12 protein-coding genes are annotated in these 13,056 nt (G+C 69.8%); 1 reads left to right on the top strand and 11 read right to left on the bottom strand.

Translation table 11 applies throughout. The features are described from left to right. Positions 1 to 37: 37 nt before the first annotated feature. The 8 genes from Q0747_RS04650 to Q0747_RS04615 form a co-directional block, all read right to left on the bottom strand. The gene (locus Q0747_RS04650) at positions 38 to 745 is read right to left on the bottom strand and encodes a response regulator transcription factor (RefSeq protein WP_298252073.1); all 708 of its coding nucleotides are present in this window, start codon (positions 743 to 745) and stop codon (positions 38 to 40) included. Then, positions 684 to 2,003, bottom strand: coding sequence for a sensor histidine kinase (locus Q0747_RS04645; RefSeq protein ID WP_298252072.1), 1,320 nt, complete (start codon positions 2,001 to 2,003; stop codon positions 684 to 686). Before Q0747_RS04645 ends, Q0747_RS04650 begins: the two co-directional genes overlap by 62 nt. A gap of 23 nt (positions 2,004 to 2,026) precedes the next feature. After that, positions 2,027 to 2,914 (bottom strand): ABC transporter permease subunit, encoded by an 888-nt coding sequence (locus Q0747_RS04640; RefSeq protein ID WP_298252071.1) that lies wholly within the window; start codon positions 2,912 to 2,914, stop codon positions 2,027 to 2,029. A gap of 2 nt (positions 2,915 to 2,916) precedes the next feature. Then, positions 2,917 to 3,891 carry an ABC transporter ATP-binding protein gene (locus tag Q0747_RS04635; protein ID WP_298252070.1) on the bottom strand — a complete coding sequence of 325 codons (975 nt, stop codon included), beginning with the start codon at positions 3,889 to 3,891 and terminating at the stop codon, positions 2,917 to 2,919. A gap of 146 nt (positions 3,892 to 4,037) precedes the next feature. Further along, on the bottom strand, positions 4,038 to 4,910 hold the full coding sequence (locus Q0747_RS04630; protein WP_298252069.1) for an ABC transporter permease: 873 nt from the start codon (positions 4,908 to 4,910) through the stop codon (positions 4,038 to 4,040). Continuing rightward, positions 4,907 to 5,950 (bottom strand): ATP-binding cassette domain-containing protein, encoded by a 1,044-nt coding sequence (locus tag Q0747_RS04625; protein WP_298252068.1) that lies wholly within the window; start codon positions 5,948 to 5,950, stop codon positions 4,907 to 4,909. The genes Q0747_RS04630 and Q0747_RS04625 overlap by 4 nt, the downstream gene beginning before the upstream one ends. A gap of 33 nt (positions 5,951 to 5,983) precedes the next feature. After that, positions 5,984 to 7,204, bottom strand: a complete 1,221-nt coding sequence (locus Q0747_RS04620) for an MFS transporter (protein WP_298252067.1) — start codon at positions 7,202 to 7,204, stop codon at positions 5,984 to 5,986. 106 nt (positions 7,205 to 7,310) lie between these two features. Continuing rightward, entirely contained in the window at positions 7,311 to 8,993 is a 1,683-nt protein-coding gene (locus Q0747_RS04615; RefSeq protein ID WP_298252066.1) for an ABC-F family ATP-binding cassette domain-containing protein, read from the bottom strand. 217 nt (positions 8,994 to 9,210) lie between these two features. Between Q0747_RS04615 and Q0747_RS04610 the strand changes: the two genes are divergently transcribed. Next, entirely contained in the window at positions 9,211 to 9,657 is a 447-nt protein-coding gene (locus Q0747_RS04610; RefSeq protein ID WP_298252065.1) for a MarR family winged helix-turn-helix transcriptional regulator, read from the top strand. A gap of 77 nt (positions 9,658 to 9,734) precedes the next feature. Here Q0747_RS04610 and Q0747_RS04605 read toward each other — a convergent pair whose 3' ends face one another. The 3 genes from Q0747_RS04605 to gcvT are packed head-to-tail and all read right to left on the bottom strand — an operon-like array spanning position 9,735 to position 13,049. Further along, positions 9,735 to 10,541, bottom strand: coding sequence for a methylenetetrahydrofolate reductase (locus Q0747_RS04605; RefSeq protein ID WP_298252064.1), 807 nt, complete (start codon positions 10,539 to 10,541; stop codon positions 9,735 to 9,737). Between the two features lie 7 nt (positions 10,542 to 10,548). Continuing rightward, positions 10,549 to 11,922 carry an L-serine ammonia-lyase gene (locus Q0747_RS04600; RefSeq protein WP_298252063.1) on the bottom strand — a complete coding sequence of 458 codons (1,374 nt, stop codon included), beginning with the start codon at positions 11,920 to 11,922 and terminating at the stop codon, positions 10,549 to 10,551. Beyond that, the gene (gene gcvT / locus Q0747_RS04595) at positions 11,919 to 13,049 is read right to left on the bottom strand and encodes a glycine cleavage system aminomethyltransferase GcvT (RefSeq protein WP_298252062.1); all 1,131 of its coding nucleotides are present in this window, start codon (positions 13,047 to 13,049) and stop codon (positions 11,919 to 11,921) included. The genes Q0747_RS04600 and gcvT overlap by 4 nt, the downstream gene beginning before the upstream one ends. Between the last annotated feature and the right edge of the window lie 7 nt (positions 13,050 to 13,056).

The raw sequence follows: 13,056 nt of genomic DNA, 5'->3' as shown, positions 1-13,056 counted from the left end.
TCCGCGTCGACGCCCTGATCGGACGGTACAGGCACTCTCAGGTCCCGGGACCCGGTACGACGATCCCGTTCTCGTAGGCGAACACCACGGCCTGCACGCGGTCCCGCAGGCCGAGCTTCGTGAGGATCCGTCGCACATGCGTCTTGATGGTGGCCTCGGACAGGAAGAAGGTCGCAGCGAGTTCGGCGTTGGAGAGGCCTCCGGCAACGGCCTGCAGCACCTCGTTCTCACGCGGCGTCAGTTCGGCGAGCCGCGGATCCCGCACCGTCGCGGTGGCCGGTGGAAGCGAGCGGACGTAGGTCTCGAGCAGTCGCTGGGTGACACGGGGCGCCACGACGGCGTCACCGCTCGCGACGACCCGCACCGCCTGGACCAGTTCCTGCGGCGCCACGTCCTTCAGCAGGAACGCCGATGCCCCGGCCTGCAGGCCGGCGAAGGCGTACTCGTCCAGATCGAACGTGGTCAGGATGATGATGCGCGAGCACGAGCCCGACGCCGTGATCTGACGGGTGGCCTCGATCCCGTCACCACGCGGCATCCGTACATCCATGAGGACGACGTCGGGGCGGAGCTGGGCCGAGAGCCTCACCGCCTCGTCACCGGTGCACGCCTCACCGGCGATCTCCAGGTCCGACTCACCCTCGAGGATGAGTCGGAAGCCCATCCTCAGCAGGGGCTGGTCGTCAGCGAGCAGAACCCTGATCGGCGTATCCGGGCCGGACCGCATGGTCTGCTGCGTGGTCATCCTTCTCGTTCCCCCGTTGGTTCCCCGACTCGCCGTCGGGGATCGTCAGCTGCACGTCCACCACCCAGCCGCCGGAGGGCCTGCGACCGCACTCCACGGAGCCCGCGTAGATCGCTGCGCGCTCGCGCATGCCCTCGAGACCCTGGCCGGAGCCGAGCGAGGCGAGAGGCTCCATGGGGCTTCCGCCGTCGTCCGCGACGCGCAGCGTGACCGTCCGTCCGGTCCTCGTGATCCGGATGTCCACCAGCGTAACGCCCTTGCCGTAGCGCAGGACGTTGGTGAGCGACTCCTGCAGGATCCGGTACATGGTGAGCTGGAAGGCAGGATCCTCGGGCAGGAGCGGGCCGCTGGTGGTCACCCGCAGCGGTAGACCTGCCGCCCTGAAGCCGTCGAGGAGCTGGGTCACGGAACTCGATGCCGGCAGGGGTGCCGGAGCGCCGCCGTCCGCCCGGAGCAGACCGAGCACGCGGCGCATGTCCGCGAGCGCGGTCCGCCCGGCGGCGGAGAGCTCCCCCAGCACGGCCTCGGCTCGTGCGGGATCGCGCTTCATGACGACGGCCGCGCCGTCCGAGAGGGCCACCATGACCGTGAGTGAGTGGGCGACGACGTCGTGCATCTCCCGGGCGATCCGCGTGCGCTCCCCGGCGGATGCCAGCTCCGCGTTGCGTGCCGCCCAGTCGCGCAACTCCCGCTCGTGCTCGCGGTCGCGCCGCACGGTGATGCCGATCCCGGCGGCCGCAGCGAGGATCATCACCACGAAACCGGCCACCAGCCAGACCACCCAGGGTGCCTCGGCGAACGCGGTGGAGGGCAGGAGCAGGACGGCAGCGACGGACAGTGCCGCGGCGGCAACCGAGGCGGTGAACGCACGGCGCAGCGGATGGGCCGCGGCCACCGAGTACAGGGCGAAGGCCGTGGCCGCACCACTGCTCCCCACGCCCTCGGTGAGGAAGCTCAGCGGCAGATCGAGGACGGCGACGAACGCCAGCACCGCCAGGGGCCTCGACCGGCGGAACACCAGGGCGCTCCCGGCCAGGACGACGCCCGCCAGAGCCCACCAGGCCCCCTCGCCGGCCGCCATGATCACGGCGTCGGGCAGGGTCAGGACCAGGAAGGCGAGGACGACGACGGCGTCCATGGCGCGGGGTCGGGTGCGGAAGTACCGCCGCACGGGTCCCAGCCGGCGCGCATTGAGCTCGGTGAAGGAGACCGCGCCGCTTCGCCCGGCCGCCTCCGTCACCGGGGGTCTGGTGCTCATGGACGGGACCGGCTCACGAACGCCTAGACGTCCCGCTTCTTCGCGACGAGCAGCGCCACGACCAGGAGGATCAGGGCCCACGCCCCCATGACGAGACCGCCCTCCCACTGCGTGAGGTCGCCCTCCAGGGTTGTGATGCTCACCATCTGGTTCCCTGCGTCGCCGGGGAGGAAGCGCGCCGCATCCGGGATCCAGTCGGCCAGGCCCGAGAGCAGCTGGACGATCAGCGGCAGCACGAAGAAGAGGCCGACGGCCGTGACGACACCACCTGCCGTGTTCCGGAGCAGGATCCCGATGGCCATGGAGATGATGGCCACGAGCGCCAGGAAGGTGCCGGTGTTGATGATGCTCGCCAGGACGCCGTCCTTCGTGATCGCGAAGTCGATGTCCTCACCGCGCAGGATCGGCTGGGCGACGAGATAGGAGAGCAGCGCGCTGCCGAGACCCACCGCGAAGGCCACGACGGCGACCACGAGGGTCTTCGCGAGGAGTGCCGGCGTGCGCCTGGGCACGGCCACCATGGTGGAGCGGATCATGCCGGTGGTCCACTCCGACGCGATCAGCACCACCGCCAGTGCGGCGATGAGCAGCTGGCCGAAGATCAGGCCCGACGAGGGTGCCATGAGCGCATCGAAACCCGGGCTGCCGGGCCCCTCGGCGGGGGCCTGGAACTCCGCCGGGAAGTCCGGATCGCTCAGTGCCTCCGCGGTGAGGGACATGCTCCAGGCGAAGAGCGCCGCGAGCCCCACCATCACCACGACCGTCGAGATGATGAGGATGACGGTCGACGGGACCGTGGTGACCTTGATCCACTCCGACTTCAGCACCCGGCCGAAGGTGACGCCCGGCCCTGAGGTGCGTGGGCGGTGCGAGCCTCGCTCGGCGTGGGCGGGCTGGGTCGATGTCGCCATGGTCAGCGTCCTTTCTCTACGGATGTAGCGATCGATGCGGGTTCCTCGGCACCGGAGTCCGGGGTCGCAGCCGGGTCACCGGAGTGGTACTCGACCTCACCCTGGGTGAGCTGCATGTAGGCGTCCTCGAGGGAGACCTGCAGGGGTGTCAGTTCGTAGACCAGGACCCTCTCACGCAGGGCGATCTCCGCGATACGGCGCGGCTCCACCCCGGTGATCTCGATCAGTTCGGGTTCGAGGACCTGCGAGGTCACACCGTCTCCAGCAAGGCTGCCGAGCAGATCCTGCGGACGATCGGCGCGGACCCGGACGCGCGCCCTGCCCTGGCCGTCGATGATCGACTGGATGGGGGCGTCGGCGATGATGCGTCCGCGACCGATGACGATCAGGTGATCCGCCGTCTGCGCCATCTCCGACATGAGGTGCGAGGACAGGAAGACCGTGCGGCCCTCCGACGCGAGACCCTTGGCGAGGTGCCGGACCCACTGCACGCCCTCGGGATCGAGCCCGTTGACCGGCTCGTCAAGGATCACGGTGTGGGGATCTCCCAGGAGCGCCGCGGCGATGCCCAGGCGCTGGCCCATGCCGAGGGAGAAACCACCCACGCGCTTCTTCGCCACAGGACCCAGGCCCGTGAGATCGATGACCTCCTTGACGCGGCTGTTCGGGATGCCGTGCGTGGCGGCCATGGCACGGAGGTGGTTGTAGGCCGAGCGCTTCGTGTGGACGGCCTTGGCGTCCAGCAGCGCTCCCACCTCGCGCAACGGCGCCCGGTGCGTCGCATAGCGCGCTCCGTTCACCGTGACGTGGCCGCCGCTGGGACTGTCGAGGCCGACGATCATGCGCATGGTCGTGGACTTGCCCGCACCGTTCGGACCGAGGAACCCGGTCACCTTCCCGGGCTGCACGGTGAACGAGACGGCGTCCACGGCTGTTTTCGCGCCGTACCGCTTGGACAGGGCCTGGGCCTCGATCATGGGACGTTCCTTCGGGTCGGCGGCTCGCGGGGTCTCCCGCTGATACATGTACTCCGTCCACAGTAGGCCCGGAGCTGCCGGCGGTAACCGGCCCCGGGGATGATCTCCGCGCGCTGCGGCGTACCTCTTTCGGAGGACGGCGGACGTCATCTCGAGCTGATCGAGGCGAACTTCCGGATGCACAGGGGGACGAAGACCACCAGCAGCAGGACGATGCCCACCAGGACCATCGGCAGGGCGTTCTGCATGGGCCAGGCGTCGGGCACCGGCACGGAGCCCGTGTTGCCGAACAGCTCGCGTACCGCCTGGACGAGCGCCGAGACCGGATTCCAGTTGGCGAAGGTCTCCAGGGGGCCCGGCAGGTTCTGCGGCTGCACGAACGCGTTCGAGATGAACGTCAGCGGGAACAGGATCATGAAGGACGCGTTGTTGATGACCTCCGGCGACTTCACCGACATGCCCAGCAGCGCCATGACCCAGCTGAAGGCGTAGGAGAACAGCAGCAGGAGCCCGACGCCGGCGAGCGCGCTTCCCGCGTCGGTGGTGACGCGCCACCCCACCAGGAACCCTGTGCCCATCATGATGACCACCGAGAGCGTGTTGAGGACCAGATCGCTGTTGGTGCGCCCGATCAGGACCGCCGAGGAGCTCATGGGCAGCGTCCTGAAGCGGTCGATGATGCCGTCCTTGAGATCCTGGGCCATCGCCGACCCCGAGAACGTCGAGCCGAAGATCACGGTCTGCGCGAAGATCCCCGCCATGAGGTACTGCGTGTAGTCGCTGCCCTCCACCTCGATGGACCCGCCGTAGATCTGGCTGAAGAGCAGCACGAACATGATCGGCTGGAGCACCGCGAAGACCAGCATGTCGGGCGAGCGTTTCAGCTTCGTGAGATTGCGCCGGGTGACGATCCACCCGTCGGAGAACCACAGCGCCAGGGGTGCCTCGGTGGTCGCGTCCTCCGGCACGCCGGTCCGCCCGGGCCGTGGTCGCCGGTCCTTCGGGGTCACGACACTCATGCCGCGGTCTCCTTCCCTGCAGTGCCGTCGGTGCTGTCCGAGCTGGTGGTGCTGGTGGTGCTGGCTGTGCTGGCTGTGCTGGTGGTGCTGTCCTCGGCGCGCCGGCCCGTGAGTGTCAGGAAGACGTCGTCGAGGCTCGGGCGCCGCATGCCGGCGTCGTGCAGTGCGACACCGGCCTCCTCCAGCTCGGCCAGGATGAGCTGCAGGGCCAGTGGTCCGTCGCTGACCGCGACCTCGATGCTGCGGCCGTCGTCCCCCGTCACGGGCTCGCCGTCGCCGTGGCGACCGAGCACGGCGCGGGCCGTGGGGGCGTCCGCCTGCTCCAGGAGCGACACCGAGGCGCGGTGCCCGCCGATCTGCGCCTTGAGTTCGTCCGAGGTGCCCTCGGCGATGGCCCTGCCGCCGTCGATCACCACGATGTCGTCGGAGAGCTGGTCGGCCTCCTCCAGGTACTGCGTGGTCAGGAGCAGTGTGGTCCCGTCGCGGACGAGGTCCTTGATGATGCCCCAGAGGGAGATCCGGCTCCTCGGGTCGAGTCCCGTGGTCGGCTCGTCCAGGAAGAGGATCTTCGGCCGGATGACGAGCGCACCCGCCAGGTCGATGCGCCGCCGCATGCCTCCCGAGAAGCCCTTCACCGGCCGGTTGCCGGCCTCCGTGAGCTCGAACTGGTCGATCAGCTCCTGCGCCCTGCGCCTGGAGGCGCTCGCCCCGAGGTGGTAGAGGCGTCCCACCATGTCGAGATTCTCGAAGCCGGTCAGATTCTCGTCCACGGCCGAGTACTGGCCGGAGACGCCGATGATCCGGCGGACCGCCTTCGGGTGGCGCAGCACGTCGAGGCCGTCCACCCGGGCGCTTCCGGCCGTCGGCTGGATGAGGGTGGTGAGGATCTTCACCACGGTGGTCTTGCCCGCCCCGTTGGGACCCAGCAGCGCCTTGACCGTGCCCTCGGGCACGGAGAGATCCATGCCGGCGAGGGCATGAACGGGGCCGGTCTTGCTGGAATAGGTCTTCTCCAGACCCGCTGCCTCGATGATTGCCATGTGTCAAGGGTAGAACTGCAGGGCGTACCGGACCTAGGGATTACGGTCGGGAATCCCGGGCAGCGGATCGACGGACCGGGGCGGGCGCTCGCGGGCCGCCGGGGCCACGACGAAGGATGCGAGGACCGCGACGCCGACCGCCAGGAGCGCCGTACGGATGCCCACGAGGTCGCCGAGGAAGCCGAGGAGCGGCGGGCCGGCGAGGAACGCGGTGTAGCCGACCGTGGAGACCACCGAGACGCGTGCGGCGGCCCGCTCGGGGTCGTCGGCGGCTGCCGACATGCCCATGGGGAAGCCGAGTGCCGCACCCGCACCCCACAGGATCGCACCGACGGCGGCCAGGGGGACGGTGGGCGCGACGACGAACAGGACGAGTCCCACGAGGGAGGAGCCGAGACTCGCCTGGAGGACCCGGACCCGGCCGAAGTGGTCGATCACGGCACCGCCCACGAAGCGCACCAGGGTCATCGAGGCGACGAAGACGGCGAACATGATGGCGCCGGCACTCTCCGTGGTGCCCAGTCCGTCCACGCTCGCCTTCGCCACCCAGTCGTTGGCCGCCCCCTCCGTGAGGGCGGCACCCAGCACCACGAGGCCCAGCAGCAGCGTGCGGGATTCTCCCCACGCACCCAGGCCGCCGGGACGGCGACCGGTGGCCTCCGGCGTCGAGGAGGGACGGTCCGTGGGCCGCTCGGGCAGGAAGGACCGCGGGACCCAGAGCGAGACGGTGACGCTGAGGGCGGCGACGACGACCAGGTGCGCGGAGAAGGAGATGTCCAGCGCCGACAGGCCGGCTCCCACCAGCGCCCCCGCGAAGGCGCCGCCGCTGAAGGCGGCGTGGAACCGCGGCATGATGGTCCTGTTCAGCGCCCGCTCCACCGCCGCCCCCTCGATGTTCTGTCCCACGTCCCACAGGGCGACCCCGCAGCCGAACAGGAACAGCCCCGCCGCGGCCACCGGCACGGAGACGAGCGCGAGGCCCAGGGCCACCGCGCATGCACCGAGTGCCGCCGCAGTGCCTCCGATGCGCACGGTGTCGGCAGTACCGAAGCGGGCCGCGATGAGCCCCGCGAGGGGCAGGGAGATGACCGAGCCGATTGCCGCCACCAGGAGCAGACCGCCGGTCTGGCCGGAACTCAGCCCCAGGGTTCCCGACGCCGCGGGGATCCGTGACGCCCAGCTCGCGAAGACCAGTCCGTTGAGGCCGAAGATGACATAGGTGGCGATCGTGGCGGCATGGACGGCTGGTTTCACTCCTCAACCGTAGGCTGGCGGCGTCGCGGCCCCCAATCGGCGCCGTTCCGGGCCGAGTTGTCCACCGATTGGGGATAACCCTGTGGACAGGGTGTGGACGGCCGGGTCAGCGCGCCCGCTCGACCCTGCTCTCGTCCCAGACCGGCTCCTGGGTCTCGTAGACCACGCCGTCGGATCCGAAGACGAGGAACCGCTCGAAACTCCGGGCGAACCACCGGTCATGGGTCACGGCGAGCACGGTCCCCTCGAAGGCGTCGATCGCGTGCTCGAGCGCCTCGGCGGAGTGCAGGTCGAGATTGTCCGTCGGTTCGTCGAGCAGCAGGAGGGTGGCACCGGAGAGCTCGAGCAGCAGGATCTGCAGTCTGGCCTGCTGACCGCCGGAGAGGGAGTCGTAGGGCTGCTCCGCCTGGGAGGCGAGTCCGTACCGGTCGAGCACGGCGGAGGCACCCTCGCGGCCCAGCCCCGACCGGTGCTCGTCCCCGCGGTGCAGGATGTCCACGAGGGGGCGTCCGAGGAGATCCGGCCGCGCATGGGTCTGCGCGAAGAAGCCGGGTCGGATCCGCGCGCCGAGCTTCACGGACCCCTCGTGCGGTACCGCGGCGATCTCGACGTCGGACACCGGCAGGTGCTCCGCCTCCGGATCCGAGCCGCCACCGGCGAGCAGCCGGAGGAAGTGCGATTTGCCGGAGCCGTTGGAGCCGAGCACGCCCACGCGGTCACCGAACCAGATCTCGGTGCTGAACGGCTTCAACAGCCCGGTCAGCTCGAGCTTCCGGGCCACGACGGCGCGTTTGGCCGTGCGCCCGCCGGCCAGGCGCATCGAGACGTTCTGCTCCACGGGGATCGCTTCCGGCGGGCCGGCCTCGAGGAACCGGGCGAGGCGTGTCTGGGCTGCGTGGTACCGGTTGGCCATGTCGGACCGGAAGGCCGCCTTGTTCTTGTACATGGTGACGAGTTCCTTGAGCTTGAGGTGTTCCTCGTCCCAGCGCTTCCGGAGTTCCTCGAAGCGCAGGTTCCGGTCCTGGCGCGCCCTCAGATAGGTGCCGAACCCGCCGCCGTGGGTCCACGACGACGCCCCGAGGGCCCCGGGCTCGAGCGTCACGATGCGGGTGGCGGCGTTCGCGAGCAGCTCGCGGTCGTGGCTGACGAACAGGACGGATTTCTTCGACTCCCCGAGCTTCGCCTCCAGCCAGCGCTTGCCCGGGACATCGAGGTAGTTGTCCGGCTCGTCGAGGAGGAGCATGTCGTCGGGTCCGGAGAAGAGCGCCTCCAGGACCAGCCGCTTCTGCTCACCTCCCGAGAGGGTTGCAGCGGCCCTGTGCTGGGCGCGGTCGAACGGGATGCCGAGGGCCGACATGGTGACCTCGTCCCACATGGTCTCGAGCTCGTAGCCGCCCGCGTCCCCCCAGTCGGCGATCGCCTGCGCATATCTCATCTGGGTGGGTTCGTCCTCGGTCTCCATCATGGCGAGTTCGGCGTCGTCGACCCGCTGCGCCGCCGCGGCGAGCGCCGGCGGTGCCGCCGAGACCAGCAGATCCCGCACGCTCGTGCCGTCGCGCACCTGACCGACGAACTGCCGCATGATGCCCAGCTGCCCCGAGCGCGTGACCGCCCCCTCGTCCGCGGTGAGCTCCCCCGAGATGATCCGCAGGAGGGTGGTCTTGCCGGTGCCGTTCGGTCCGATCAGCGCCGTCTTGTGACCCTCCCCCACCCTGAAGGACACCGAATTGAGCAGCTGCCTGCCGTCGGAGAGGAAGTAGTCGATACCGGAGATCTCGAGATGGGCCACGCGACCAGTGTCCCATCCGGGCAGGATCGCCCGCTGCCGTGGCCGGGGTGCTGTGATCTTCGGCATTCCGATACCAGAATCTTGAGGATCGAAGGGGATAATGGATGGAGTGCCGTCGGCGCCGTGGCTCGCCCGGCCGGAGGATGGCACGGACATGACACCCGGCGGGTACCGTCCAGCGCCGCCCGGGTGTCCCACCTGCCCCGGAGGAAGCCCAATGTCAGAACTGGAAGAGTGGTCAACCAGCCGCCTGCTCACCACGGCGGCGCGCCTGGTGGATCATGCATGGAACGAGCGGCTGCTCGATATCGGGATCACGCACGCCGGCTACACCACGCTCGGCGTCCTGTCCCGGCAGGGCACCATGACGGGAGCCAAACTGGCCCTTGCCATGCATGTCCAGGCGCAGACCATCGGCAAGACCATCGAGAAGCTCGAACGGGAGAACTTCATCTCGAAGATCCGCGACAGCATCGACCGCCGGAGCCAGCGCATCACCATCACCCCTGCCGGCATCGACGCCCTCGCCCGGGCGGAGGACATCGAGCGCACGCTGATGGTGGGAGCGGGGCTCGAGTCGTTCGATCTGCGCAAGCTGTTGCACGGGATCATCGGGGAGCTCGCACCCCAACGGCAGAAGTCGGCGACCGCCACGGCTGTCTGATCCGACGTGCGAGCCTCAGCAGGAGCCACCTCAGGGCCGCCCCGCGGGGCGGCCCTGACGTCGTGACGGGGTCGGTGTCAGCCGATCCGTCCTGCCAGGCCGGAGCCGGCCAGTCCCGCGAGATCGTTGAAGCTGTAGAGGTGGACCCCCGCGTAGCCCGCGCCGTCGAGTGCCTCCAGCAGCGGGGAGGGGTCGTACGACGCCGAGGAGAGCAGCTGCCGGACCACGGATCCGGTGTTCGACCCGCCGGCGGAGCGCTTGAGGAACCCGACCGACTGGCCCACCCCGATCGTCCCGGCCAGTCTCACCAGCCGGCTCACGCGGACGGGGCCGGGGATGCCTGCCCAGACCGGCAGCGTCACGCCGTCCGCACGGAGCCGGTCGGGGAAGGCCGCGAGAATCGCGGGGGAGAAGCAGAGCTGGGTCACGCACCAGGACGCCTGGTCCTGCTTGGCCCGCAGGGTCCGTAGAAGTTCGTCCCCGGGCATGCCGGCGTGGCCCTCCGGGTACACGGCGATCCCCATCCGCAGCGTGCCCCCGGCCAGATCCGCGAGATCCTCCATGAGCGCACCGCTCCAGGCGTACGGGCCGGCGGGCCGGTTCGCATCTCCCCCGATCACGAACACGTCGGTGACACCTGCATCCTGCAGGCGACGCACGTGGTCGGCGAGTTCCGTCCGGCTCCCCACCGACCGGGCCGCGAGATGGGGGATCACGGTGTAGCCGGCGGCGGCCAGCCGGACGGCCGTGTCCACCGCCTGGAGCGGCCCGTGATGCGGCAGGCACGTCACCGAGACGACGGCGGGGGCGGGCACGTGGTCGAGGAGCCGTCCGAGCAGCGCCTCCCCCGGGACCACCTCGACGCGGGTATCGAGCTCCGTCACCCCCTGGTCAGCACTCCACCACGTTCAGGGCGAGGCCGCCGCGCGCCGTCTCCTTGTACTTGTCCATCATGTCCGCCCCGGTGTCGCGCATGGTCTTGATCGCGATGTCGAGCGAGACGTGGTGCTGACCGTCCCCGCGCACCGCCATGCGAGCCGCCGTGATCGCCTTCATGGCCCCGACGGCATTCCGCTCGATGCACGGGATCTGGACGAGTCCGCCAACCGGGTCGCAGGTCAGCCCGAGATTGTGCTCGATCCCGATCTCCGCTGCGTTCTCGACCTGCTCCGGTGTTCCCCCGAGAACCTCGGCGAGCGCCCCGGCCGCCATGGCGCAGGCCGAGCCGACCTCGCCCTGGCATCCCACCTCCGCTCCCGAGATGGAGGCGTTCTTCTTGAACAGGGCACCGACGGCGGTGGCGGCGAGGAGGAACCGCACCACGCCGTCCTCGTCGGCTCCCGGGACGAAGTCGACGTAGTACTTCAGCACCGCGGGGATGATGCCCGCGGCGCCGTTCGTGGGCGCCGTGACCACGCGCCCGCCCGCCGCGTTCTCCTCGTTCACCGCGAGCGCGAAGAGCGTGACCCACTCCATGGTGCCCAGCCGGTCCGTCGGGTCATCGGCCTTCTCGAGCAGTTCACGCTGCCGCTCGGCGCGCCGCCGGACGCTCAGTCCGCCCGGAAGGATCCCCCCGGTGGTGGTCCCGCGCCGGATGGTGTCCTGCATGACGGACCAGATCTCCAGCAGGCCGGACCGCACCTCCTCCTCGGAGCGCCAGGAGAGCTCGTTGGCCAGGACCACATCGGAGAAGGACAGACCGGTGGTCCTGCAGATCTCCAGCAGCTGGTCCGCCGTGTCGAAGGGATGGGGCATGGGGATCTGCGGCAGATCCACCGTCTCCGACCCGATCTGATCCTCGTCCAGTACGAAGCCGCCACCCACGGAGAAGTATTCCCTGGTTCGCATGACATCTCCGGTCGAGGAATATGCCGAGAAGCGCATGCCATTGGTGTGGTAGTCGAGCCGCTGGCCCCGGTGCAGCAGCACATCGGTCTCCGGGTCGAACGTGATGTCCCGCTCCCCCGCCAGCTTCAGCGTGTGCTGCTCGCCGATGGAGGCCACGCGGGCATCGGCCGACGTCGGATCCACCAGGTGGGGCTGCTCCCCTTCCAGTCCGAGCAGTAAGGCCTTGACGGTCCCGTGACCGTGACCCGTCACGCCGAGTGAGCCGAAGAGATCGACCTGGACCCGCTGCACCTCGGGGAGCAGCGCGTCGGTCCGCAGGAGTTCGGTGAACAGATAGGCCGCGGTCATCGGCCCGCCGGTGTGGGAGCTGGAGGGACCGATGCCGATCTTGAAGAGATCGAAGGCGCTGATGGTCATACTGGACTCCCCGCCGGCTCGCGCCGGTAGAACGGCGTCGGGACCACGGTGAACGGTTCCCCGCGGCCCCGCAGGTCGACGTGCACCTCGGTGCCGATGGCGGCGTGTGCCGCGTCGACATAGGCGAGGGCCACGGGGTAGCCGAGGGTGGGACTCGGCAGTCCCGAGGTGACGGTACCCACGGGGGCGCCGTCGACGACGACGTCGTACCCGGCCCGGGCCGCACGGCGTCCGGCGGCCCTCAGGCCCACGAGGCGACGGGCGGGCTCCACGTCCTTGAGTGGTTCGAGGGCTGCGCGTCCCACGAAGTCGTCGGGCTTCTTCGTGCTGACGACCGGTCCCAGACCGGCCTCGAACGGATTGGTGGTGGGACCGAGCTCGTTGCCGTAGAGGGGCATCCCGGCTTCGAGGCGCAGGGAGTCGCGCGAGGCCAGACCGCAGGGGAGCAACCCGTGGGCCTTCCCCGCCTCGAGTGCCGCGTCCCAGAGGCGCACCGCCATGTTGTTGCCGATGTAGATCTCGAAGCCGTCCTCACCCGTGTACCCCGTGCGGGCGAGCAGGGCCGGGACACCCGCCAGCTCCACCTCGAGGACCGCGTAGTACTTCATGGACCGGATCGCGTCGGCGTCCCCGAAGCGGGCGAGGCCGAGGACCACGGACTCCGCCGTCGGGCCCTGCACCGCCAGGAGCGAGGTGGCCTCGGACTGGTCCTCCACCGCGACGTCGAAGCCGTCGGCCCGGCGGCGCAGTTCCTCGGCGACCACGGGCGCATTGGAGGCGTTGGGCACCACGAGGAAGGAGTCCTCGGAGAGCCGGTACGTGATCAGGTCGTCGATCACGCCGCCGTCCGCGGTGCAGAGCAGCGAGTACTTCGCCCTGCCCACGGCGATGACCGCCAGATTGCTGACGAGCGCGTAGTTGAGGAAAGCTCCGGCCTGGGGTCCGCTGACGAGGATCTCGCCCATGTGGGACAGGTCGAAGAGGCCGGCGGCCTTCCGCACGGTGTGGTGTTCCTCGAGCTCGCTGCGGTACTTCAGCGGCATCTGCCAGCCGCCGAAGTCGGTGAAGGAGGCACCGTGGGCCTCGTGCTGCGTGTAGAGGGGTGTTCGTTTGCCGTGCTCACTCATGGAGGGC

Origin of the sequence: uncultured Arthrobacter sp., from assembly GCF_947493765.1 — a bacterium.
Lineage (GTDB): Bacteria > Actinomycetota > Actinomycetes > Actinomycetales > Micrococcaceae > Arthrobacter_D.
This window is presented reverse-complemented; position numbering and strand designations above follow the sequence as displayed.